At 53.8% G+C, this 22,093-nt stretch carries 20 protein-coding genes and 1 tRNA gene; 11 read left to right on the top strand and 10 right to left on the bottom strand.

Features of this window, described 5'->3' with window-relative positions; all coding sequences use genetic code 11:
* The first annotated feature begins 8 nt into the window (after positions 1 to 8).
* Positions 9 to 1,625: a SulP family inorganic anion transporter gene (locus DUE52_RS10175; protein WP_114405899.1), complete on the top strand. Its 1,617-nt coding sequence runs from the start codon at positions 9 to 11 to the stop codon at positions 1,623 to 1,625.
* Positions 1,591 to 2,274, top strand: coding sequence for a carbonic anhydrase (locus DUE52_RS10170; protein ID WP_114405898.1), 684 nt, complete (start codon positions 1,591 to 1,593; stop codon positions 2,272 to 2,274). Before DUE52_RS10175 ends, DUE52_RS10170 begins: the two co-directional genes overlap by 35 nt.
* Positions 2,275 to 2,388: 114 nt before the next feature.
* Here DUE52_RS10170 and DUE52_RS10165 read toward each other — a convergent pair whose 3' ends face one another.
* A complete protein-coding gene (locus DUE52_RS10165) occupies positions 2,389 to 4,953 on the bottom strand; it encodes a TonB-dependent receptor plug domain-containing protein (RefSeq protein ID WP_114405897.1) in 2,565 nt (854 codons plus the stop codon).
* Between the two features lie 201 nt (positions 4,954 to 5,154).
* On the opposite strand from DUE52_RS10165, the gene DUE52_RS10160 reads away from it, so the two are divergent.
* From DUE52_RS10160 to DUE52_RS10130, 7 genes are all read left to right on the top strand, one after another.
* The gene (locus DUE52_RS10160; RefSeq protein WP_114405896.1) at positions 5,155 to 6,684 is read left to right on the top strand and encodes an MFS transporter; all 1,530 of its coding nucleotides are present in this window, start codon (positions 5,155 to 5,157) and stop codon (positions 6,682 to 6,684) included.
* A gap of 12 nt (positions 6,685 to 6,696) precedes the next feature.
* On the top strand, positions 6,697 to 6,918 hold the full coding sequence (locus DUE52_RS10155; RefSeq protein WP_114405895.1) for a DUF6814 family protein: 222 nt from the start codon (positions 6,697 to 6,699) through the stop codon (positions 6,916 to 6,918).
* Positions 6,919 to 6,965: 47 nt separating this feature from the next.
* Positions 6,966 to 8,882, top strand: a complete 1,917-nt coding sequence (gene acs / locus DUE52_RS10150) for an acetate--CoA ligase (RefSeq protein ID WP_114405894.1) — start codon at positions 6,966 to 6,968, stop codon at positions 8,880 to 8,882.
* A gap of 125 nt (positions 8,883 to 9,007) precedes the next feature.
* Positions 9,008 to 9,742: a T9SS type A sorting domain-containing protein gene (locus DUE52_RS10145; protein WP_114405893.1), complete on the top strand. Its 735-nt coding sequence runs from the start codon at positions 9,008 to 9,010 to the stop codon at positions 9,740 to 9,742.
* Positions 9,743 to 9,804: 62 nt separating this feature from the next.
* Complete coding sequence (locus DUE52_RS10140) at positions 9,805 to 10,674, top strand: methylated-DNA--[protein]-cysteine S-methyltransferase (RefSeq protein ID WP_229312127.1); 870 nt, start codon at positions 9,805 to 9,807, stop codon at positions 10,672 to 10,674.
* Positions 10,675 to 10,732: 58 nt separating this feature from the next.
* Positions 10,733 to 11,428, top strand: coding sequence for a 2OG-Fe(II) oxygenase (locus DUE52_RS10135; protein WP_114405891.1), 696 nt, complete (start codon positions 10,733 to 10,735; stop codon positions 11,426 to 11,428).
* A 656-nt stretch (positions 11,429 to 12,084) separates the two neighbouring features.
* Complete coding sequence (locus DUE52_RS10130) at positions 12,085 to 13,113, top strand: sensor histidine kinase (RefSeq protein WP_114405890.1); 1,029 nt, start codon at positions 12,085 to 12,087, stop codon at positions 13,111 to 13,113.
* A gap of 23 nt (positions 13,114 to 13,136) precedes the next feature.
* Here DUE52_RS10130 and DUE52_RS10125 read toward each other — a convergent pair whose 3' ends face one another.
* Complete coding sequence (locus tag DUE52_RS10125) at positions 13,137 to 14,117, bottom strand: c-type cytochrome (RefSeq protein WP_114405889.1); 981 nt, start codon at positions 14,115 to 14,117, stop codon at positions 13,137 to 13,139.
* A gap of 250 nt (positions 14,118 to 14,367) precedes the next feature.
* Between DUE52_RS10125 and DUE52_RS10120 the strand changes: the two genes are divergently transcribed.
* Positions 14,368 to 14,976 (top strand): DNA-3-methyladenine glycosylase family protein, encoded by a 609-nt coding sequence (locus DUE52_RS10120; RefSeq protein WP_114405888.1) that lies wholly within the window; start codon positions 14,368 to 14,370, stop codon positions 14,974 to 14,976.
* 91 nt (positions 14,977 to 15,067) lie between these two features.
* Here DUE52_RS10120 and DUE52_RS10115 read toward each other — a convergent pair whose 3' ends face one another.
* The 8 genes from DUE52_RS10115 to DUE52_RS10080 all read right to left on the bottom strand — a co-directional run bounded on the left by DUE52_RS10115 (position 15,068) and on the right by DUE52_RS10080 (position 21,710).
* Positions 15,068 to 16,279 carry a metallophosphoesterase family protein gene (locus DUE52_RS10115; protein WP_114405887.1) on the bottom strand — a complete coding sequence of 404 codons (1,212 nt, stop codon included), beginning with the start codon at positions 16,277 to 16,279 and terminating at the stop codon, positions 15,068 to 15,070.
* A 145-nt stretch (positions 16,280 to 16,424) separates the two neighbouring features.
* Positions 16,425 to 17,849 carry a DUF4403 family protein gene (locus DUE52_RS10110; protein WP_114405886.1) on the bottom strand — a complete coding sequence of 475 codons (1,425 nt, stop codon included), beginning with the start codon at positions 17,847 to 17,849 and terminating at the stop codon, positions 16,425 to 16,427.
* A gap of 25 nt (positions 17,850 to 17,874) precedes the next feature.
* Positions 17,875 to 18,048 (bottom strand): FeoB-associated Cys-rich membrane protein, encoded by a 174-nt coding sequence (locus DUE52_RS10105; RefSeq protein WP_229312126.1) that lies wholly within the window; start codon positions 18,046 to 18,048, stop codon positions 17,875 to 17,877.
* 77 nt (positions 18,049 to 18,125) lie between these two features.
* Complete coding sequence (locus tag DUE52_RS10100) at positions 18,126 to 18,662, bottom strand: YfiT family bacillithiol transferase (protein WP_114405885.1); 537 nt, start codon at positions 18,660 to 18,662, stop codon at positions 18,126 to 18,128.
* Between the two features lie 12 nt (positions 18,663 to 18,674).
* Complete coding sequence (locus DUE52_RS10095; RefSeq protein WP_170315686.1) at positions 18,675 to 19,523, bottom strand: inositol monophosphatase family protein; 849 nt, start codon at positions 19,521 to 19,523, stop codon at positions 18,675 to 18,677.
* Positions 19,510 to 20,754: a lipoprotein N-acyltransferase Lnb domain-containing protein gene (locus DUE52_RS10090; RefSeq protein ID WP_114405884.1), complete on the bottom strand. Its 1,245-nt coding sequence runs from the start codon at positions 20,752 to 20,754 to the stop codon at positions 19,510 to 19,512. Before DUE52_RS10090 ends, DUE52_RS10095 begins: the two co-directional genes overlap by 14 nt.
* Complete coding sequence (gene rsmI / locus DUE52_RS10085; protein ID WP_114405883.1) at positions 20,720 to 21,388, bottom strand: 16S rRNA (cytidine(1402)-2'-O)-methyltransferase; 669 nt, start codon at positions 21,386 to 21,388, stop codon at positions 20,720 to 20,722. The genes DUE52_RS10090 and rsmI overlap by 35 nt, the downstream gene beginning before the upstream one ends.
* Before the next feature lie 94 nt (positions 21,389 to 21,482).
* Positions 21,483 to 21,710 carry a 4a-hydroxytetrahydrobiopterin dehydratase gene (locus DUE52_RS10080; RefSeq protein ID WP_114405882.1) on the bottom strand — a complete coding sequence of 76 codons (228 nt, stop codon included), beginning with the start codon at positions 21,708 to 21,710 and terminating at the stop codon, positions 21,483 to 21,485.
* A gap of 135 nt (positions 21,711 to 21,845) precedes the next feature.
* Between DUE52_RS10080 and DUE52_RS10075 the strand changes: the two genes are divergently transcribed.
* Positions 21,846 to 21,930 (top strand) — tRNA-Ser (locus tag DUE52_RS10075).
* Positions 21,931 to 22,093 lie beyond the last annotated feature (163 nt).

Here is a 22,093-nt window from a genome sequence, read left to right as displayed (position 1 = left end):
AAGATAATATGAAATTCTTTAGACCTCTAAAGACCTTATCGCATTATTCCCCCTCTACGTTTCGCTCGGACTTGCCGGCTGGTTTATCGGTTTTTTTGGTGGCACTTCCCCTCTGTCTGGGGATTGCGCTGGCGTCGGGTGCGCCCTTGTTTTCGGGTTTGGTGGCCGGCATGATTGGCGGTCTTGTTATTGGATTTCTGTCGGGTTCTGAAGTCAGCGTCAGCGGTCCGGCGGCTGGTTTGGCCGTCATTGTGGCTGATAGCATCACCGGATTGGGTTCCTTCGAAGTATTTCTGACGGCGGTGGTTCTGGCCGGTATTGTTCAACTGGGCTTAGGCATCTTAAAAGCCGGGAAATTTAGCGGTTATTTTCCGGATAGTGTGATTCGGGGCCTGCTGGTTGCCATTGGCCTGGTGATTATTCTGAAACAGATTCCCCACGCCCTGGGTCGGGATAATGATTTTGAGGGTGAATTTGCTTTTCAGCAACTGGCCGACGGTGAAAACACCATTTCCGAAATTTACCGGGCCGTGGTGACGGCCAGCACCGGTGCCGTCATCATCAGCTTTGCCTCCTTTATCCTGCTTCATTTCTGGGGAAAAGCCGCTCAAAAAGGCATCGGTTTTTTCAAGAATTTCCCCGGCGCGTTGGCGGTGGTGGTTTTGGGTGTCGGTTTGAACGAACTGTTTCGGGTCATGATGCCCGAGTGGTATCTGGGAACCTCCAAACACCAGCACATGGTGCAAATTCCGGAAATAGAAGCCGGTAAAAGCGTGTTTTCTATTTTTTATTTTCCGGATTTTGGTGCCCTGACCAATCCAAAGGTCTACGTCACGGCGGTTACGATCGCCATTGTCGCGAGTTTGGAAACGCTCCTGAACCTGGAAGCCGCCGATAAACTCGATCCGGAAAAACGGGTGTCGTCGCCCGATCAGGAAATGGTGGCACAGGGAATTGGTAACATGGTTTCAGGATTGATTGGTGGGTTGCCGTTGACATCGGTGATTGTCCGGACATCGGCCAACGTCTACGGCGGTGGTAAAACCCGGGTTTCGAGCATCGTTCACGGTTTGTTTTTGATGCTGGCGGTATTTCTGGGAGCCCCGTTTCTGAACCTGATCCCGTTGTCCTGTCTGGCGGCTTTGCTGATCACCGTGGGCTATAAACTGGCCAAACCGGAAGTTTTCAAGAAGACGTACCGGGAAGGCATTTATCAGTTTATTCCGTTCATTGTCACGGTACTGGGAATCGTGTTCACGGATTTGCTCATTGGGATCGGGATCGGTCTGGTGGTCGGCATTGTGTTTGTTCTGCTGACTAACTTTCAGGCCGCCTTCCGGGTGGTGCGCGATGGAAACCGGGTGCTGATCAAGATCCAGAAAGACATGTATTTCCTGGTGAAGCCCCAGTTGAAAGAAACCCTGCGCGAGTTGCAGACGGGTGATGAAGTGCTGGTGGATGGCACCCACGCTTCCTTTATCGACCACGATATTTACAACATCCTGCAGGATTTCAAGGAAACGGCGCACACGCTGGACATCAAGTATGAACTGAAAAATGTATCATTAAAAAAACGTAGCTTACGGACCCATGCAAAGACACGAGAAGTTACTATTAGCGAATAAGGCCTGGGCATTGGACAAACTGGAACTCGATGAGTTCTATTTTGAGGCACTGGCGTCCGATCAAAAACCAGATTTTCTGTGGATTGGCTGTTCCGATAGCCGGGTCTCTGCCGAAGAAATCACCGGCACCCTGCCGGGCGAAATGTTCGTTCACCGCAACATCGCCAACCAGGTCATTTCGTCGGATCTGAATCTGCTCAGTGTTTTGCAATACGCCGTCGAAGTGCTGAAAGTTCGGCACGTGATTGTCTGTGGCCATTACGAGTGTGGTGGGGTAAAAGCCGCCCTGCTCAACAAGCGCTATGGGCTGATTGACAACTGGTTGCAGAACATTCAGAACGTAAAAGAAAAGTACTTCGACGAACTGAAAAATATGCCCGACGAGCCCAGCCGGTTTAACCGCCTGGTTGAACTCAGCACACGGGAGCAGGTGTATAACCTGGGCCACACGGCCATCGTTCAGAATGCCTGGAATCAGAAACAACCGCTCTGGCTGCACGGCTGGGTGTTTGACATTCACAACGGGCAACTGAAAGAAATCGTCAATCTATCGCCGGAAGACAAAGCCGACGTTCAGTTCGTTCGCGATCTGGGCGACGAAGACGGTTTGTCGAAAGCATTGACGACGGATATTAGGCTGTTGAAGTAATGGAAATGGTAGGGAATGTAAAATGTTAAATGATGAACGCCAAATGCAAAAGTGGGCTGGTGCTCCTTACTTTTACATTTGGCGTTCATCATTTGGCATTTTACATTCCTTTTTTTATTTCTCCAATACCCTCACCACCACCGTCGCATAATACAATCCGCCAACGCTGGGTCCGGCTGCGAAGGTGGTATAGGGGCGGTTTAGCAGATTGGTACCACCAATTTTCAACGACAAGCCGGGTTTTGTTAAATCGTAACGAAGCTGGGCGTCAACGGTATGGATGGCGGGAACCCGGCCGGTTGCCAGGGAAGATTGCCATAGAAACGAACTTTGGTATTTAAAATGCATCGAAAAGCCGAGGTTCTTCCAGAGGGTTGGGTTAGCGATTCCCACATTGGTGATCCATTTCGGGGTATTGAACGCTTCTTCCAGTCCGTCGCCCCGGTCGGTGTGGTCGAGTTGAGCCAGTGACGCATTCCCCGAAAGAACCCAATTGTGACCCGCCGAATACCGGACTCCCAGACTCGAACCGGAATTGAATACCCTCGTTTTGGAGTTGGTCCAGAGCCGGTAGCGATCCTGTTTGGAGCGGTCGGCCAGGGCATAGGCCAGCGAATCCGCATTGCGGGTTTGGGGAACATTCGCTTCGACCTGGGCGATGAAATTCCGGTACACGTTGTAGTAAAAATCGACGTCAACAGACAGGCGGTTTTCGAAGAATGACCCCTTGTAACCCACCTCCATGCTGTTGACCTGCTCGGGTTTGAGGTACGTGTAGGTATTGGCCCGAATCAATCCTTTATTTTTCTGAATGGCCTGCTCGGTCGTCAGTCCGTTCGTGTTGACGTCGGTGTTGATGGCGGCCTGAAAGGCATCGATCGATGTCCGGAAATAGGAGCGTTCAAAAATGCCCTGCGACATGATTTTCAAGCCCCCGACCCGCTTCACACCCCCCGAATTGACATTGGAAAACGCTTCGAAGAGCGACGGAAACCGGTAGCCGGTCTGGTAGGATGCCCGGAAATGGTGCCGTTCGCCGGGCGAAAAAACCGCCGACACCCGCGGGTTCAGCCGGGCGTCGAAATACCGGTTTTTGTCGACCCGGACTGAGCCGGTCAGCTTCAACTGCTCCTGAAAAAACGACCGCGATGCCTGGAGAAAACCGCCGGTTTTGTAATAAATCACATTCTGTCCCGACTCTTCGGGATTGATGAAATAATTGCCATCCGGGAAAACGACGTACTGCCGGTAGTCGAAACCCGCCAGCAGGTTGAGGCCGGTTTTTTCGCGGAAACCCGACCAAAGCACTTTCGTTGGTTCGGCCTGACCCTCTGCGTGATACAACCACGACTGCACCTGCAATGCCGCTCCGATGTCCCAATTGTTGATTTGGCGAAGCTTGTCAACCTGCGCATTGAACGCGGCCGAACCGGGCTGCGGTCGTCCCTGATCGGCGATGGTGCGGGCGGTTTGAAGAGCCTGGGAACTGGGCTGCCCGGTTTTCGTAGCGGCCAGAAAGTGGTTGGAAAAGTCGGTAAACCATTGATTATCTGACTTGAACGACCGCTCGATGTTCTCCGCCATCGAGCGAATGTTGTAGGATTCGCCGGTCGTTTCGTGCGTTCGGTAGGCGCGGAAGTGGACCGACGGCGATTCAAGCGTCAGGCCGTGCTGGTCGAGCCGGTACTCATCCAGTCGAAAGCGGTTGGTGCGCTGATACACCGTAGCGAGGGTTGCAGCTTTGTATTGGTATGAAACCGTTAGTTGGGGACGGATACGCCACAAAACCGCCACATCGCCCCGCAGATTGTGGAGCCGTAAATCGGCAGTTTCACTTTCAAAATAACCGGTTCGGGAAACGACGTATTTCTTGCCATCGAGCGTCAGCGTCCGGCGGTTGGCCGATTCGTCGCCGTAGACATTGATCCGATCCTGACCGGGATTTTCGGCGCCGACCAATCCCAGCGACGCATTGGCTCCGGGATTGAGGTCGTCCGGATCGCGGGCAATCCAGTCGTAGCCACTTTGGTACGTCAGGTTCAGTTTGACCGCCAACCGGGAACCGAGCGTTCGGGCATACCGCAGACTGGTTTCGTTGTACAGTTTCGCCGAAACAAGCGGATCGTTGACGTGATTCACCCCGGTTTTCTGACTCATACTCAGCCCCTGCGACGTAAAAGGGTCTTTGGTAATCAGTTGCACTAATCCGTTGAGGGCATTCATACCATACAGCGCCGAAGCCGCTCCCGGCACAATTTCGACCTGCTGAATGTCCAGATCCGAGGGCGCGAGGGCATTGGCGATGGGCGCTCCGATGTGCGGAGCCTGGTTGTCCATTCCGTCTACGAGCTGCACAAACCGGACATTGGTCGGATTAGCGAAGCCGCGCGTGTTGTACACTTTAAAGCCCAGACTGGAGGTCAGCAACTGAACACCTTTGAGATTTTCAATGGCATCAAAATACGACGGCTGCGCCGACAACCGGATTTGCCGCGCATCGAGGAGTTCGATGCTCACGGGCGATTTCAGGATGGATTCCGGCACCCGTGACGCCGTCACCACAATTTCGTTCAACTGAATTTTTCGGAGCGAATCCCGCTGAAAACGGGTGCTGTCAGACCGGCTTTGGGCTTCGGCAAGTTGGGCGATCAGAAGGAGCGAAACGAAGAAGGATTTCATACCAGGCGTTATTTCCGCTGAAAGATAACGATTCGTTATGTTCAGGTGAATATAACGCTGCTATTTTTTACAGATTCAGGATTTGCAATTCAGGTACTGAACCCCTTTTTCAGCCTAAAAACACTCCTTTTTCGCAGAGGTCTAGGAAAAAAGCGGTTTAAGTTGCTTTTTTATGCCGCATTCCAAACCCCTACACAGTACATGCGTATCAAACAATCCGCACCCTCCGAAGCAACCGGAGTCTGGCGGGTCATAACGGCCTCCTCGGTCGGCACTCTCATCGAGTGGTATGACTTCTACATTTTTGGCAGTCTGGCAACGATTCTCTCCGCCCAATTTTTCCCGAAAGACAATCCCACCGCCGGTTTTTTATCCACCCTGGCGACCTTTGCGGCCGGTTTCATTGTGCGGCCGTTTGGGGCGCTGGTGTTCGGTCGGCTGGGCGACATCGTGGGTCGAAAATATACCTTTCTGCTGACGCTCGTGCTGATGGGCGGGTCCACGTTTCTGATTGGCTGCGTGCCGGATTATGAAACCATCGGCATGTTGGCACCGGCATTGGTGTTGCTGCTCCGGCTCGTTCAGGGGTTGGCGTTAGGCGGTGAATACGGTGGGGCGGCTACCTACGTAGCCGAACACTCGCCCGATGGAAAGCGGGGGTATTTCACCAGTTTTATCCAGACAACGGCCACGCTCGGCCTGTTCGTTTCGCTGGGTGTCATTCTGCTCACCCGGCAGGCGATGGGCACCGACGCCTTCACGAGCTGGGGCTGGCGGGTGCCGTTTCTGCTGTCGTCCATTCTGGTCGGCGTTTCGATTTACATCCGGTTAAAGATGTCGGAATCACCTATTTTCCAGAAACTGAAAAGCGAAGGGAAAGTCTCGACTAACCCCTTGAAGGAGAGTTTTGGCAAAAAAGCCAACCTGAAAATGGTGTTGCTGGCCTTGTTTGGGGCCACGGCGGGGCAGGGCGTTATCTGGTATACCGGACAGTTTTACGCCCTGTCGTTCATTCAGAAAGTCTGCAACGTCGAGTTTGCGCAGTCGAACTACATCATTGCCATTGCGCTGATGGTGGCGACGCCGTTCTTCGTCATTTTTGGCGGTTTGTCCGACCGCATCGGCCGCCGGAACATCATGCTGGCCGGTATGTTGCTCGGCGTGTTGACGTATCGACCCATTTACCGGGCCATGTACAACCTGGCCGACCTGACGCAGAAAAACGAGCAGACCTTCCGGCGAAGCATCGAAACCAAACAGGAACGAATCGGGGATACGAAAGAATTTAATGCCACGATTTCGTCGGTTTCTTATTTTGACGACGGCACGATGTACCGGGAAACCCAACCCAAAACCGGTGCCGCGCCCGGCACGGCGGTGGTGAAGGAAGTGACGTTGGGAGACGAGTCGTTCTGGCTAATGACCGTTCTGGTCTTCATCCAGGTGCTCTACGTGACGATGGTCTACGGCCCCATTGCGGCTTTTCTGGTCGAGTTGTTTCCGACCCGGATCCGGTATACGTCCATGTCGTTGCCCTACCACATTGGAAACGGCGTTTTTGGCGGTTTGACACCGTTTATCGCAACGAGTCTCGTTGAAACGGCGAAGAAGACAAACACGCTCGAAGCTTATTTACAGGGCTTGTGGTATCCGATTGGTATAGCCGCCGTTTGCTTCGTGATCGGGGCTTTATACATCGACAAAAAACAGTACAAAACCGCTGACGACTAACCCCTTCCCGCAATGAATGCCATAAAAAAAGTACTCGGTCTGGTTTGTATGCTGGCCGGACTCGCCCTGATGATCGGGTTACCGTATCAAACCATCCAGAAACTGACGTCCGATACCGCCAGCGCGGAAGACTATGTGTTCTGGCTGGTGATTGTCGTCATTTTTTTTCCCATCACCGCCGGTCTGGCGTTGTTCGGGCGGTATGCCTGGCAGGGCGAATACGATAAAAATTAGAGCAAATTAGTGTAGTTTAGCGGCCTGAACTTTAGTATTTCAAGCATATGAATTTTCAAATCCGAACCTTTGACGAGTACCAGGAAGCGTATCGCTACAGCGTCGAGGACCCCGAGGGCTTTTGGGCTGAAATCGCTCAGAATTTTCAGTGGAAAAAGCCGTGGAAGAAAACGCTTCAATGGAATTTTGAAGAACCGAATGTGCAGTGGTTTGTGGGGGGTAAACTCAACATTACCGAAAACTGTCTCGATCGGCATCTGGCTGAGCGCGGTGATCAGCCTGCCATCATCTGGGAACCCAACGACCCGCACGAAGCCGGCGTTACGCTGACCTACCGCATGTTGCACGATCAGGTGTGCCGGATGGCTAACGTGTTGAAACGCAACGGCGTTGGTAAAGGCGACCGCGTCTGTATTTATATGCCGATGGTGCCGGAACTGGCCATTTCGGTGCTGGCCTGCGCCCGCATCGGTGCCGTTCACTCCGTGGTATTTGGCGGTTTTTCGGCTCAATCCATTGCCGACCGGATCAACGATGCGCAGTGTCGTCTGGTCATTACGTCCGATGGGGCCTATCGCGGAAATAAGGAAATTCCGATGAAGGAAACCGTCGACGATGCGCTCGTGCAGTGCCCCAGCGTTAAACGGGTGATTGTGCTGACCCGCACCCGCACCCCGGTTTCCATGATCAAGGGCCGGGATGTCTGGATGGAGCAGGAACTGAAGCAGGTCACCGCCGAATGCCCCGCCGAAGAAATGGACGCCGAAGACATGCTCTTCATCCTCTATACGTCCGGTTCGACGGGCAAACCCAAAGGCGTTGTGCATACCTGCGGAGGCTACATGATCTTTACGGCCTATACTTTCCAGAATGTGTTCCAGTATGAACCGGGTCAGGTGCATTTCTGTACGGCAGACATTGGCTGGATTACCGGACACAGTTACATCGTTTACGGTCCGCTGGCCTGTGGGGCAACATCGCTGCTGTTCGAGGGCGTTCCGACCTGGCCGGACAACGGTCGTTTCTGGGACATTGTCGATAAATACAAGGTCGATATTCTGTATACCGCCCCAACCGCGATCCGCTCACTGATGAGTTTTGGGCTGGAAAAAGTGGAAAACCACGACCTGAGTTCACTCAAAGTGCTGGGCTCGGTGGGCGAGCCGATCAACGAAGAAGCCTGGCACTGGTACGACGACCATATTGGCAAAAACCGTTGTCCGATTGTCGATACGTGGTGGCAAACCGAAACCGCCGGTATTCTGATTTCGCCCATTGCCGGACTAACGAAAACCAAGCCGACGTATGCCACCCTGCCGCTGCCGGGTGTTCAGCCCCTGCTGGTGGACGAAAACGGGCAGGAAATCGAAGGCAACGGCGTGAGCGGAAATCTGTGTATCAAGTTTCCGTGGCCGGGCATCATCCGCACGACCTACGGCGACCACGAACGGTGCAAGCAAACGTATTTCAGCACCTACAAAGGACTGTATTTCACCGGTGACGGCTGTTTACGCGACGAAGACGGTTATTACCGGATTACGGGTCGGGTCGATGACGTGCTGAACGTGTCGGGCCACCGCATCGGAACCGCCGAGGTAGAAAATGCCATCAACATGCACACCGGCGTGGTGGAAAGTGCCGTGGTCGGATATCCGCACGACATCAAAGGACAGGGCATTTATGCGTATGTCATCGCCGAAAGTCAGGTGTCGCACAGCGATGCGGAGTTGATGAAGCGGGACATTCTGGCGACGGTGAGCCGCGTGATCGGCCCGATTGCCAAACCCGACAAGATTCAGTTTGTCAGCGGATTACCCAAAACCCGTTCCGGAAAAATCATGCGCCGGATTCTGCGCAAAATTGCCGAAGGTGAAACCGGGAGTCTGGGCGACACCTCGACGCTGCTGGATCCGGCAGTGGTCGATGAAATCAAAGCGGGGGCGCTGATCAGTGTGAAAGGGTAAAGATCGGTTTACGGTATTCGTTTACGGTGGCTGACGCATGAAGCACGCGTCAGCCACCGTAAACCGTAAACTGATTCCAACCAATCCGGCCGAATTGGAGTCTCTCTCAAAAAAACGGAGAGACGATGAGACGAATACTACTACTGGTGATGATGGTGGGAGCGGGGTTGGGTTGGATAACCGACGTTCAGGCGTGTAGCTGTATGGATGGCGGATCGTTTTTCACCATTGCGGAGAAAGCCGCCTGGCAGCCGGGTGTGCTGATTGTCCGGGCGGAAGTCCGGGACCATGAGGCTCACGGCATGGATGTAAAAATTCTCGAAGTGCTGAACGGGAGCGAGGAGAAATCCGTGGTTCGGGTGTGGGGTGATCCGGGGTTCATGTGCCGACTCTACACGAATGGCTTTAAGAAAGGCGATAAACTTGTTCTCATCCTCGACCGGATTGAAAACGCGTATTATCAGGATGAGCGAAACGGTGATTATCAGTTGGGCGGCTGCGGTACCTACGTCGTTCGGGAAGATCAACGGATCAGTGGCCGGATCACGTCGTCTGATAAAGAAATGTCTAAAACGAAATTCTTCAATGAACTGGAACAGATCATGGGTAAGCACCAGCCGGATCTGGCAAAAATTTACCCCGTGCCGGCCGACAAGCTGCTGACGATCAGCGTTCCCGATCTGCCGTACTCAACCCTTTCGGCCCGGATCATTACCCTGGCGGGTCAGCCGCTGCAAACCCGGCAATTGGAAGTGGGGAAGCAGCATCAGATCGACGTTTCGACCCTGGCGAAAGGCGTGTATATCATCCTGTTCAGGACGGAACACCAGTTTTATACCCGCCGGTTTATCAAGCAGTAAGTCCGGGAAAAGTTCGCAAGAATCGGGTTTCGTCGGTGGGGTTTGTGGGGTAATTTTGTTTCATGCAAACGACAACACTCATGTACGAAACAGAAGCCAATCCCACCTACCAGCAGATTGCCCGGTCGATTGAGTTTTTGACCGAAAACTTTCGTCAGCAACCTTCGCTGGCCGATGTGGCCGACCGTGCCAACCTCAGTGAATACCATTTTCAACGGTTATTTTCGGACTGGGCTGGCGTTAGCCCCAAGAAATTTCTACAGTATTTAACCCTCGATTTTGCCAAAGAACGGTTGCGGAGTGGTCTCACCCTGGCCGAAGCCGCCGACGAGGCCGGGCTGTCCGGTACGGGGCGGTTGCACGACTTGTTTGTGGCCCTGGAAGGGATTACGCCCGGTCAGTTCAAACAGGCGGGTGACGGCCTGACGATCCGGTATGCGGTTTTTGAAAGCCCGTTTGGGCCGTATCTGCTCGGAACGATCGGCGATAAAATCTGTCGGCTGGAGTTCCTGGAAGAAGCCGAACCAACCGACGCCATGAGCATCGCCAACCGATTCGCCACCGATTGGCCCGAAGCGACGATCCTGCCCGATTCCGCAATGCTTCGCCCGCTGGCCGACACGATTTTTACCGATGCCGAACGAAAACCGTTGCGGGTTTTGGTCAAGGCATCACCGTTTCAACTGAAAGTATGGGAAGCCCTGTTGCGCATTCCGGAAGGCCAAGTGGTGAGTTATGACCAGATTGCTGCAGCGATTGGTATGCCGGCCGCTTCGCGGGCGGTCGGAACGGCCATCGGCTCCAATCCCGTGGGCTATCTGATTCCCTGCCACCGCGTCATCCGAAAAACCGGTTTGTTTGGGAATTATCGCTGGGGCGCTACCCGAAAAACCGCCTTGCTAGGCTGGGAAGCCGCTTATGCCGGGAAATAAACGGTCGAGGTAAGAAGTTAGACAAGAGAAAACAAATCCTTATAAAACAGACCGTAGAATGAGAATCGATCAAATGAACTGGGATGATGCGCGCGAATCGCTCGATGCGAACGGTTTTGCGCTCCTCCCTCAGGTACTCCCTCAGGACGAATGCCAGTCGCTTAAGGCGTTGTACGACGAACCGGGTCATTTTCGAAAAACAGTCGTGATGGAGCGTCACGGCTACGGGCAGGGAGAGTACAAATATTTCCAGTATCCGCTTCCTGAACCCATTCAGGCGCTGCGAAGGGCGATTTACAAAGCCATTGCGCCGGTTGCGAATGAGTGGGCAAGTTTGTTGAAACTTGGGATTCACTACCCCGCTGAACACACCGGTTTTCTGGATGAATGCCACCGGAATGAGCAGTGTCGGGCTACTCCGCTGCTGTTAAAATATGGTCCCGGTGGCTATAATGCAATGCACCAGGACTTGTACGGGGATGTTTATTTCCCCTTGCAGGCCGTCGTTTTTTTGAGCGAACCGGGCGTGGACTATTTCGGGGGTGAATTTGTCTTAACCGAACAAGCTCCCCGGGCACAGTCCAAAGCGACGGTTTTGGTTCCAAAACAAGGTGATGTTCTGCTCTTTACCACGCAGTTCAGACCTAAAAAAGGTACGAGGGGATATGCCCGGGTAACGATGAAGCACGGCGTCAGCACGGTTCATTCCGGAAGCCGGTACACCTTAGGCATTATTTTCCACGATGCGAAATGAGCCCACACGCCAACGCATACAAGACCCTGAAAGGGTCCAATCATTAGCCCCGGATAGAATCCGGGGAATGCAATCCGGAGAATGCAATTGAGATCCCGGCCAGCGAAACAGACCCTGAAAGGGTCCAATCATTAGCCCCGGATAGAATCCGGGGAATGCAATCCGGAGAATGCAATTGAGATCCCGGCCAGCGAAACAGACCCTGAAAGGGTCCAATCATTAGCCCCGGATAGAATCCGGGGAATGCAATCCGGAGAATGCAATTGAGATCCCGGCCAGCGAAACAGACCCTGAAAGGGTCCAATCATTAGCCCCGGATGCAATCCGGGTGACGTATAACCACCAACGATCAAGACCCTGAAAGAGTCATATCATTAAAGGGTCATATCTATTCAACCTTTTCAGGGTTGGTACACCGTTATACCTACATCCATTCCCCGGATGTTATCCGGGGCTAATGAGGTAACCCTTTCAGGGGCCTGATCGTTGGTGGGGGTCTAACGTTCCCAATCAATTTGATCAACGGCAGCGGTTGTTTGAATATTTTCGTCTGAACGAAATGACACCTAAACCGGTTTCGAATGGTTTGGGAAAACCGTCTTGTGCTATTTGAAGAATTTCGTAGATTTGAAAAGCGGCTCTGCTTTCTGCTTCCTATGAAACTTTTGGCCTATTCCCGATACGACTGGCTTTTACAAATCATCGTTGTTCCACTGTATATCAGTATTTTGAACTGGCTGCTGCTGGGCAATGACTATTGGCGAAGCTGGACGACCCTCGGGCTGGCGACCGGGTTAGCCTTTCTGGAGTCCTTTACAGCCTGGTATGTCAACAATGGCATTGCCATTCGGATCAACCAGTTGCATCCTGACCCTGAACAATACGTAAGCCGCGCCTTCCGGCGCTTCCTGTTTTGCTCCCTCAGTTCCGGTTTACACGTCGGGGTCCTGTTTTTCGTTTACTGGTTCATCGCGATGCCGGGTTTCGAACCGGAGATGAGCCGGTTGTTGCTGGGTCTGGTATTTACCACCATCATCGTGGCGATTGTGGTTATCACCTACGAAAGCATGGATAGCTTCGGACACTGGCAGCAGTCGCGCAGGGAAGTCGATACGCTGAGCAAAGCCCAGCTTCAGGCCCAGCTCGACACCCTTCGGCAACAGGTCAACCCGCATTTTCTGTTCAATAGCCTCAACTCACTGACGGCACTCATTAGCGAAAACCCGCAGCAGGCCGAAGTATTTGCCGAAGAACTCAGTTCGGTCTACCGGTATTTGCTCCGCAGCAACGAAAGCGCGTTGACGCCTCTGCAAAACGAACTGGAGTTCATTCAATCGTATTATCATCTGCTGAAAACCCGCCACGGCGAAGCCCTGACGCTGGTGACCCGGATTTATCCCGGCACGGAAACGATGCACCTGCCGCCCCTGACACTGCAATTGTTGATTGAAAATGCCGTCAAACACAACATCATTCTGCCCGAACAGCCACTTACGATTGTGCTCACGACCGATGCGCAACAGCATCTGATCGTGAGCAACAACCTCCAGCGCAAAGCCAGCCGGATTCTCTCCAACGGGGTGGGCCTGAGCAACATCCTGACCAAATACCAGATGCTGGGCCAGCCGGTTCCGAAAATCGAAGAAACCGGGCAGGAGTTTCGGGTAACGTTGCCGCTGGTCTGACCAGCGGCCGCCGACCCCCGTTTTTATTTCTCCGCCAGTTGCAGTTCTGCGTTCTTTTTGGCGATGTCGTTCTGAATTTTCGGCACGGTTTTCAGGAATTCATAAATCGCGCCCACTTCGTTGTCCGACAGCATGGGGCGTGGAAACATGGGCTGTTTGAGAACCGAGCCGTCGGGCCGAACACCGAGCTTCACCACCCGGATGAACTGCTCTTTGGTGTATTTTTTGGCGATCCCCGTCTGCTCGTCGAAGGTCAGGTTGGCCGTAATAACCGGTTTTCCGCCTTCGCCTTTCATTTCGATGCCACCGCCGTAATAGCCTTTGCTCTTTTCCGGATGAACTTTGTTTTGATCGATCAGGTCGCCGGAATGGCAGCTATAGCAGTCGCCGATGGCGTCGGCGGTATATTTGCCCCACGCAACCGGATCGGTGCTGTCGGGCAGCGACACCAGTTCCGGTGAATAGGTGAGGGGTTTCATCAGGGTGTGTGTCAGGAGTTTCGACACAAAACTCAGTTCCGATTCCGGGGCTTCTTCCTTGGTAGCCTGAACCGGGAAGCGGTCGGAGCGCAGCCAGGCTACCACCGATTTCAGGTCTTCGTCGGCCATGTTGGGATACTGGGGCATGATGGGAGCGAAGGTGCCATCGCGCCGGACGCCGGTTCGCAGGAAGTAAATCAATTCCCCATCGGTCCAGTTGCCAATGCCTTTTTCCAGGTCCTGGGTGATGTTTTTAGAGTACAGCTTGCCGAAGAGGGCCGGTACTTCGCCCAGGTATTTGCCGGTCAGGCGGTTTTCGTTGTTGGCGTGGCAGGCAAGGCACTGGATCTGGCCGATTACCTCGCCACGGGCCACGCGGGCGGGGGTGCTTTCGACGGTGATTTCCGGGATCGTGGGCGGATCGTAGCTCGGGACGCCCACAACGGCTACGTAGGTGCAATAACCGGCGATCAGCAAAACGAGGCTACCCAATGCGTAGCCGATAATTTTAAAAACTTTTTTCATGAGAGTGAGTGGATGAACAAAAAAGTGGTGTGGATAGGCTTTTTTCTTTCGAACAGTACAAAATTGCCGCACTTCCCTGCCTCACCCAATTTTCAACCCGCTGAACCGTAACAACTTCGGGATGAAGCGTCAAAAGAAGCCCATCATACGGGTCGGTTGGGGAGCGGAAAACCGGCCTGAAACCGTGTCTGTCTGCGCATTCCTTCCGATCTTTATTGTTTCTATTCAAGCACCAGAAAGTACCTTTTCCATGCCACTCGTTCATCTTGCCAAAGACCCCATTCTAAAGCAAATTATTGCGTCGACGCCCTTGCCCAAAGTGGCGTTTGCGTACGACGAAGACCCGACCCAAAACCGGATTTACCTGGCGTTGCTGGAAAGCATTGTTTCGCAGCAGATTTCTGTAAAAGCCGCCGATTCCATTTTTACCCGGTTTCTGGCCCTGTTTCCCGATGGCTATCCGTACCCGGAGCAGTTGGTAGGCAAGTCGGCGGAGGAATTGCGGAGCGCGGGGTTGTCGGGCCAGAAATCCGTCTATCTGCAAAGTGTGGCCGCATTTGCCCTGCAAAACCCGATGACGAATGAGTACCTCGGCCCACTGACCGACGAAGAAGTGGTGCAATACCTGCTGCCCATCAAGGGCGTAGGCCGCTGGACGGTCGAGATGTTGCTGATGTTTGTGCTGGATCGGCCCGACGTGTTCCCGATCGATGATCTGGTGATTCGACAGAAGATGGTGAAAGCCTACGGTCTGACCGAAACCGGCCGGGCGCTCTACAAACGCCTGCACGAAATCGCCGAACCCTGGCGCCCCCACCGCACACTGGCATCCCGGTATTTGTGGCGGTGGAAACCCTAAAGAGTGAAGAGTTAAGAGTGAAGAGTTATGAGTTGGCTTACGCATACTTAACTCTTAACTCTTAACTCATAACTCTTCACTCATAACTCCTTCAGTATTTCGTCACATCCGGATGGACTTTGATGATTTCGGAGGATAAAGTGCCGGTGGGGTCGACGGTCCAGCGTTCGGCGATGACGGTTTTGTTGGTCTGGTCGATGTAGTTGATGTCGATGGCCGGGCCGTTGATGGACAGCAGGGCGAAACCGTTAAAGCCGACGTCGCGACGGCGGATGCGCTCCCGAACGCGCTGGTCGTAGAACACAAGCTGGCCCAGATGGCCCTGGTCCGGCGGATTGGTTTCGACGGGCATGCCACCGTGGCCGACACAACGCCCCCAGGCTTTAATACCGTCCGGAAAACCATATTGATTGTAAAACGAAAGGCGGTGTTCGTGGCCCCAAAACCACAGAACCGGCCGTTCGGCAGCTCCGAAGATGGTTTTGAGTTGCCGACCCACCACCGGGTGATCGTCGCGAAACGAGGAGAAATACGGATGGTGGCTCAGGAAAATGATGCCGCGTTTGTCGTCCGGGTTGCCCAGCTTCACGGTTTCGGTCAGCCATTGCACCTGCTCTTTCCGCAGGTTGCAGTCGGGTTTAAACAGCACTTCCAGCAACGGGCGATTGGTCGAGTTGTAGCCCGTATCGAGTCCGATAATCCGCCAGTGTTCATTTTCCAGACAGAAAAAACCGGCCTGCTGGGTGGCAATCTGGCTCCCTTTCCGGATTTTCATGGCGGGGAGCAGGTGTTTGAAATACGCCGTACCGTTGGAATACATCTCATGATTGCCCGACAACGCCAGACTGCCGTGTTTGCCAAAATGCCAGGAAGCGTCGGGGTCTGTAAAATTGGTGGCCACTTCCTCCGGGGTGCCGACAAAGTAAATATCGCCGAGGTGAAGGGTGTAATCCGGGTCATGATCGCGGATCAGGTGACCGATCAGGTCCGATTCGGGGGTGTCGGTGGCCCAGTCCGACACCAGCGCCATCGTTACGGTTTCGGAGTAGGTATGCAGCGGATAAATGCCGTCGTCGCCGTTGCTGGGGTAAAACTGGTAGGCGGCTTTGGGGCCAAAGCGGCTTTTGAGGTAGTGGTAGGCGAAACCGAACAGATTGGTCGCAAAAAACGCGGCCACTTTGTTGGCCGAACCGCCTTCTTTCAATCGCTTTTCGTACAAAGCCACCTGCGTTTTGAGGTGGTTTTCCACATCGCTATGCCCTAAATCGACGTATTGCTCCGGGTCTCTTTTTTCTGAACTCATTGGTGAACTGATTACCCCCAACCTCCTGAAGGGCCGGGCTGTTAAGTGCTTTCGCTTTTTGCCCCCAACCCCCTAAAGGGGGCTTCAAAATCCGGATGTTTCAGCCCCCTTTAGGGGGTTGGGGGTGAAGTTTAAGGTCTACAGTTTACAAATCTACAACTTCAAGCCGCATCGCGGCATCGGCGTGGAGAAGAATGTACAAACCGTCGGGCCGAACGGCAATGGCCTTGGGTTTTAGCTCAAATTTCGGAATGGCAATGCGGGCTTTGCGGCCCACTTTGGCCCGTGAAAAAGCCGTCTCGATTTTATGGGGAAGCATGGTGAAATGTTCCTGAAGCGGTAGTTTCAGGGTAGCCTGCAGGGTGTCTTTGAGCGTATCGTGGAGCAGCCAGTCGGCGACCCGCGCCAGCGACTGTTCCGTATGCATGTCGTAGTCGATGTTCTTCATCACCAGTTCGTTGCGGATGGTGTCGAACGCCGGCCGACCCCGAAAATAGAGACTTCCCCGAATGGCTCCTCTGATGTCCGTCCGAACGATGAGGGCGTGTTCACCCCCGTAAATATGCGCTTTTTCGATGTTGACCAGGTGGTTGATCACGTTGAGTTTTTTGCCCCGGATCAAGGTGTTCAAAACCGCCGTCAGTTGGGTGTAGGGAATGCGGCTCAGCAGGTTGATCCGCGACATCATGGGCAGCGAGGCCACTTTCTGCAGGCGCGGAAGTTGGGCCAGGGGCGTGTAAACCGGTCGGGTACCAAATTTCGTATCGACGCCCAGTTTGAGCCGCATCGGAATCACAATCGTTTTCGGATTGCCGCGAATCGGCCCGACCAGCACGGCATAGGGGCGGGGAAGGAGCCAGACCTGCTGAAACTGCCGGTTGATGAGCAGCGGTTTCTGAATATCGTTCCAGACGGTTTGTAGTTCGCGGTCCAGCCGGAGTTCATTAAAAACCGCGTTGTCGATGGCGTTCTCGATGCCGTCTTGCCGTTTCTCCAGAATGCGGTCGGCCAGCCGGGTAACGGGGATGTCTATACCCAGCACCCGAATCCGGGGTTTGGTAATCCAGCGGTAGTTTTCCAACTCCACGCGGGTCTGCACGCGCCAGTTGTCCTGTACCGTCAGGGGGCTGCGAAACCGCACGTCGATGGCGCTATACACCCGGTTGCTGGTATCTTTTGAGTTGGTCAGCAGATTCAGGGGGTTGCTGAGCCAGATTTTCAGGGACGCACTGAATGTCAGCCGGGTGCCGTCAAAAGCAAGCTTGATCGGCCCGTTTCGTTCGATGCGCAGGTTTAAAGACCGGGATTTTCCGCTTTTGATTTCGGCCTTTTCGACCAGCACCACACCGAGTGCCTTGTTGATTTTTTCTTCGAGTTCAGAAATTTCAAACAGAATCGGAGCCGTCACGTAGGAACTGTCGGCCGTCAGGGAATCATCGAAATTGCGGGCTGCGGGAGGTTCAGGGTTGACTTTTTTGCAGGAAAAGATACCCGCCATCAACAAAGCCAGGATTGTGGTAATGGGAATATAAGAAGGGAATCGACTTCCCCCGCTTTCGTCACTCGTCATGTTGGGCCGGAATACGTACTACCAATTAGTTAACTGGTAACCGCCCTGATTTGTTAACAGACGCGACTTTTGTGTCGGTGCTGCACCCGCATCCCTTCGCACAACCGGCCTCTTTCCGGAACAAACTCTTCCACGCCCGACGACCGAGGTAGGCCACCGCACCCAGAAAAATCAGACCGATGAGGAGTTGTTCCAACATAAGTAGTTAAGAGTTAAGAATTAAAAGTTAAAAATAGGCGGTGTCGCAACTTTTAACTTTTAATTCTTAACTCTTAACTACACCCAATGGTTCCGGAGGGCGAGCTGGTAGGCGTGTTGGTAATGGTGTTCGCCGTGCCAGGCATAGTTGGCGAGGGCTTCGGCGAGCGAAAACTGCTTTTTGCTTTCGGGGTGGAAATACAGCCGCTGGAGCTGGGCATCCGTCAGATCGTTTAAAACCGCTACCCAACGCTGGTGTAAGTTGCTCAGAATGACCAGCGACGGCGCAATGGAAAGTCGGTAGTCGGGGAGGGTCGCCCACGCGTTTTCGTCATACGGTTTGATGGTCGGAATGGCCTCGGTCAAGGCCAGTTTGGTGCGGATGTAGGCATTCATGTGGCTGTCGGCGACGTGGTGAACCACCTGCCGGACGGTCCAGCCACCGGGGCGATAGGGCGTGTCGAGCCGGCTGTCGCCCCAGCGGCCCACCAGTTCGGTGAGGTTGTGCGGAAAAACCGCAATGGCGGCAATGTGCTCCTGCGATTGATCGAACGTATAAGTATGGCCGAACGTAAACGGGCCAATGGGATAGCGGAGATCGTTGGTGTCGGACATAAAACCTTGTTTTTAAAGAATCGGCAGCGTTCCTTCGTTGTTCCAGTATTCCTCGATGACGGCCAGCAGTTCGGGCTGCATGGCGCAACCGGCGAGCACGTCGCCCCGGAACAGAAACTCGTCGCCCCCGTTGAAGTCGGTGACGATGCCGCCCGCTTCGCGCACCAGCAACACGCCCGCGGCCATGTCCCAGGAGTTGAGGTTGAATTCGTAATAGGCTTCAAACCGTCCGCAGGCAACGTAGGCGAGGTCGATGGCGGCCGAACCCATCCGGCGCAGGCCGTGGGTGCGCTTCATGAGCGACGCCAGAATGGCCAGATACCGCTCGATGCGGTCCATGCTGGAATACGGAAAACCGGTGGCAATCATGCTTTCATTCAGCCGGGTTGCGGGCGACACGGCGATGCGCTCATCGACCGCGCCGTTGCGCAGACACCAGGCTCCTCCCCCCGTGTAGGCGTGGTAACACTCGTCGCGGTTGATGTCGTAAACCGCCCCCGCAATTGGTGTTTTGCCATCGGCCAGCCCGATGCTGACCGAAAAAACCGGGAGATTATGAATGAAATTCGCCGTGCCGTCGAGCGGATCGATGATCCAGTTCAGGCCGGTGCGGTCGGCGTTCTGGCCAATCGTACCTTCTTCGGTGATGAAACCGGCTTCGGGCAGCAGCGTGTGCAGGGCTTCGACAATCAGCTTCTCGGCTTCTTTGTCGACGTACGAAACCAGATTATTAACGTCTTTGTATTCAATGTGTTCACTGGAAAAAGAAAGCCTTTCCTGCCGGATGAATGCCCCGGCCTGCCGGGCAATTTCAGTGATCTGCTGGGTTAAACCCGCCAATTGGATATCAGGACCTGGCATAAGTGGACGCTGCGGTTTGGGTGGATGCCGTGCGGTATTGGTAAAACGCGCGAAACAACAAGGTTAGTAAAAAGAACGTAAACCCGTAGAGGTAATCCTGAAAAAATGCGTACAAAAAGAACAACACCAGACACACCATCGTCAACAGGAAATAGGTTCGGATTGTTTGCGGATTGCCCCGGCGCGTTACCCAGAAAATCAGCGGCACGTGGAGCGGCATCATGAACAGCAGCGCGGGGTTCCAGGTCGTGACGCCGTGGTCGGTGCCGAACCACAGGAAAACCAGAAACCAGCCCCAGAAACCGGTGAAGCCAAACAGCAGCCGGTCGAGCCAGAAACCGGCTTTTTTGGCCCGTTGCTGACGGCGCGTGATCAGAAAAACCACCACCAGCAACACCGCAAAGAAGAAATCCGGCGAAAGCAGATACGTCAGAAACGCGTTGGTTTCTTCCGCCGTGACGGCCCGGAACAGCATCAGACTGTTGGCCACCAGCGGTGTTTCCTGTCCGTTGGCGGTGATCAGTCGGGCGTGGTCGACTTCCGTATACACATTGTCGGGCAAATACATGGCCTGCCAGGGCGTGGCCTTGATGTCGGCCGGATAACCGATGCCGAGGTTCATGCCCATCCGCGCCCAGGCCTGGTTGGCAATGTACTCGTTCATCCAGTCGCGGTACGACTTGGTGGAATCGACCACGTTGGCAAACCGCAGGCTGTCGCCACAGGCTTTGACGAGCATGTCGCGCGGGCGGGTGGCGCAGTTGTCGTAATAAAACCGGTAGCTGTATTCCCGGTTTTCGGGCAGGGCGTTGGTTTCCAGAAGCTGAAAAAGCCGCTGTTTCTGGGCATCCGACAGGTTCAGGATTTGCTCCTTGAGCGTGCGGTTTTCCTGCTGCGACCCGTAAATCATGTTCGGCATGGGATACACCGACACGTAATAGGGCAGGGTGCCTTTCAGGAATTTGACGTAAAAATTGTCGGCGTAGGACGCAAACGTGCCGTAGTTATAGACCCGGTCGACGCCGTACATCGGGTCGCTGATCCACAGGGCCGTGTGGCCAAACGACGAATACAATTCATCCCCCGGCGCCACCGTGATCAGGCTGACTTTGGCCTGGGGGGAAAGGGTTTGGGCGAACGAGGAATGTAAAATGAAAAATGTAAAATGCAGAATGTAAAAGGCGCGGGCGAGCCGTTTACGATTTCCCCTGGACAACAATGACAAGTTCACCTTTTATCGTTTTTTCGGCAAAGTACGTAATTATTTCCTGTAACGAACCGCGAACGGTTTCTTCAAATAGTTTTGTCAGCTCGCGCGACACGCTGGCCTGTCGGTCGGGGCCGAAAACCTCGGCAAACTGGGTCAGCGATTTCACCAGCCGGTGGGGCGATTCGTAGAAAACCATCGTGCGGGTTTCTTCGGCCAGCTCACCGAGCCGGGTCTGGCGGCCTTTTTTGTGGGGCAGAAACCCCTCGAACGTAAACCGGTCGGCGGGCAAACCCGAGTTGACCAGCGCCGGAACAAAGGCCGTGGGGCCGGGCAGGCACTCGACCGGAATCTCGTGTTTGATGCACTCACGCACGAGCAGAAAACCGGGGTCCGAGATGGCGGGCGTTCCGGCGTCCGACACCAGCGCCAGGGTTTTGCCCGCTTTGAGTTGGGCAATGACGCGCTGCACGGTCTGGTGTTCATTGAAAATGTGGTAGCTGTGGAGCGGTTTGCTGATCTGGAGGTGTTTCAGCAGAAAACCCGAGGTGCGCGTGTCTTCCGCCAGAATGGCATCCACCGACTTCAGCACATTCACCGCCCGCAGCGTAATGTCATCTAAGTTACCGATGGGGGTGGGGACGAGGTAGAGTTTCATTTTTGGTTAATGAGTGAATGATAGAATGAGTGAATGATAGAATGGTTTGCAAAGATCCCGGCAGGCTATTCTATCATTCACTCATTCTATCATTCTAAATTGAACTGATCGCTTCCGCCAGTTTGCGGTCTTTCTCCGTGACGGTGTTGCCCGCGTCGTGGGTGCTGAGTTGGAACGAGACCTGGTTGTAGGTGTTGGTCCACGTGGGGTGGTGGTCCATTTTTTCGGCGATGAGGGCCACGCGGGTCATAAACGCGAAGGCTTCGCTGAAATCCCGGAACGTGAAGGTTCGGGTGAGTTGGTTGTTTTCTTCCTGCCACATAGCCGTCGACCGGGCTGATACCCGGATGGTTTGGAAGGCAAGTTAGGGGATCGGAAGGAAAAAATACGGATTTTGGCGGAGGGTGTTGGGAAAATAAAAAAACCGTCTTACTTTTGCACCCACAATCAGTGACCCAGAGGGATGGCGGAGTGGTCGATCGCGGCAGTCTTGAAAACTGTTGACTGTAATAGGTCCGGGGGTTCGAATCCCTCTCCCTCTGCAAAAACCCTCAAAACAGCCTGTTTTGAGGGTTTTTTGTTAAAGTGTACCCAGATTTGTACCATATGTACTAAAATTTTCAGTCCAACAGCATTGTATTTTAGCTACTAATTTGGGGTAATCTTTATTTTTGGATGCCTACAAAAGAAATTAATGTTTGATTA

The organism is Larkinella punicea (assembly GCF_003334855.1).
In the GTDB taxonomy this organism is placed as follows: Bacteria; Bacteroidota; Bacteroidia; order Cytophagales; family Spirosomataceae; genus Larkinella; species Larkinella punicea.
The sequence above is the reverse complement of the archived record's forward strand: the minus strand, read 5'-3'. Positions and strand labels throughout refer to the sequence as shown.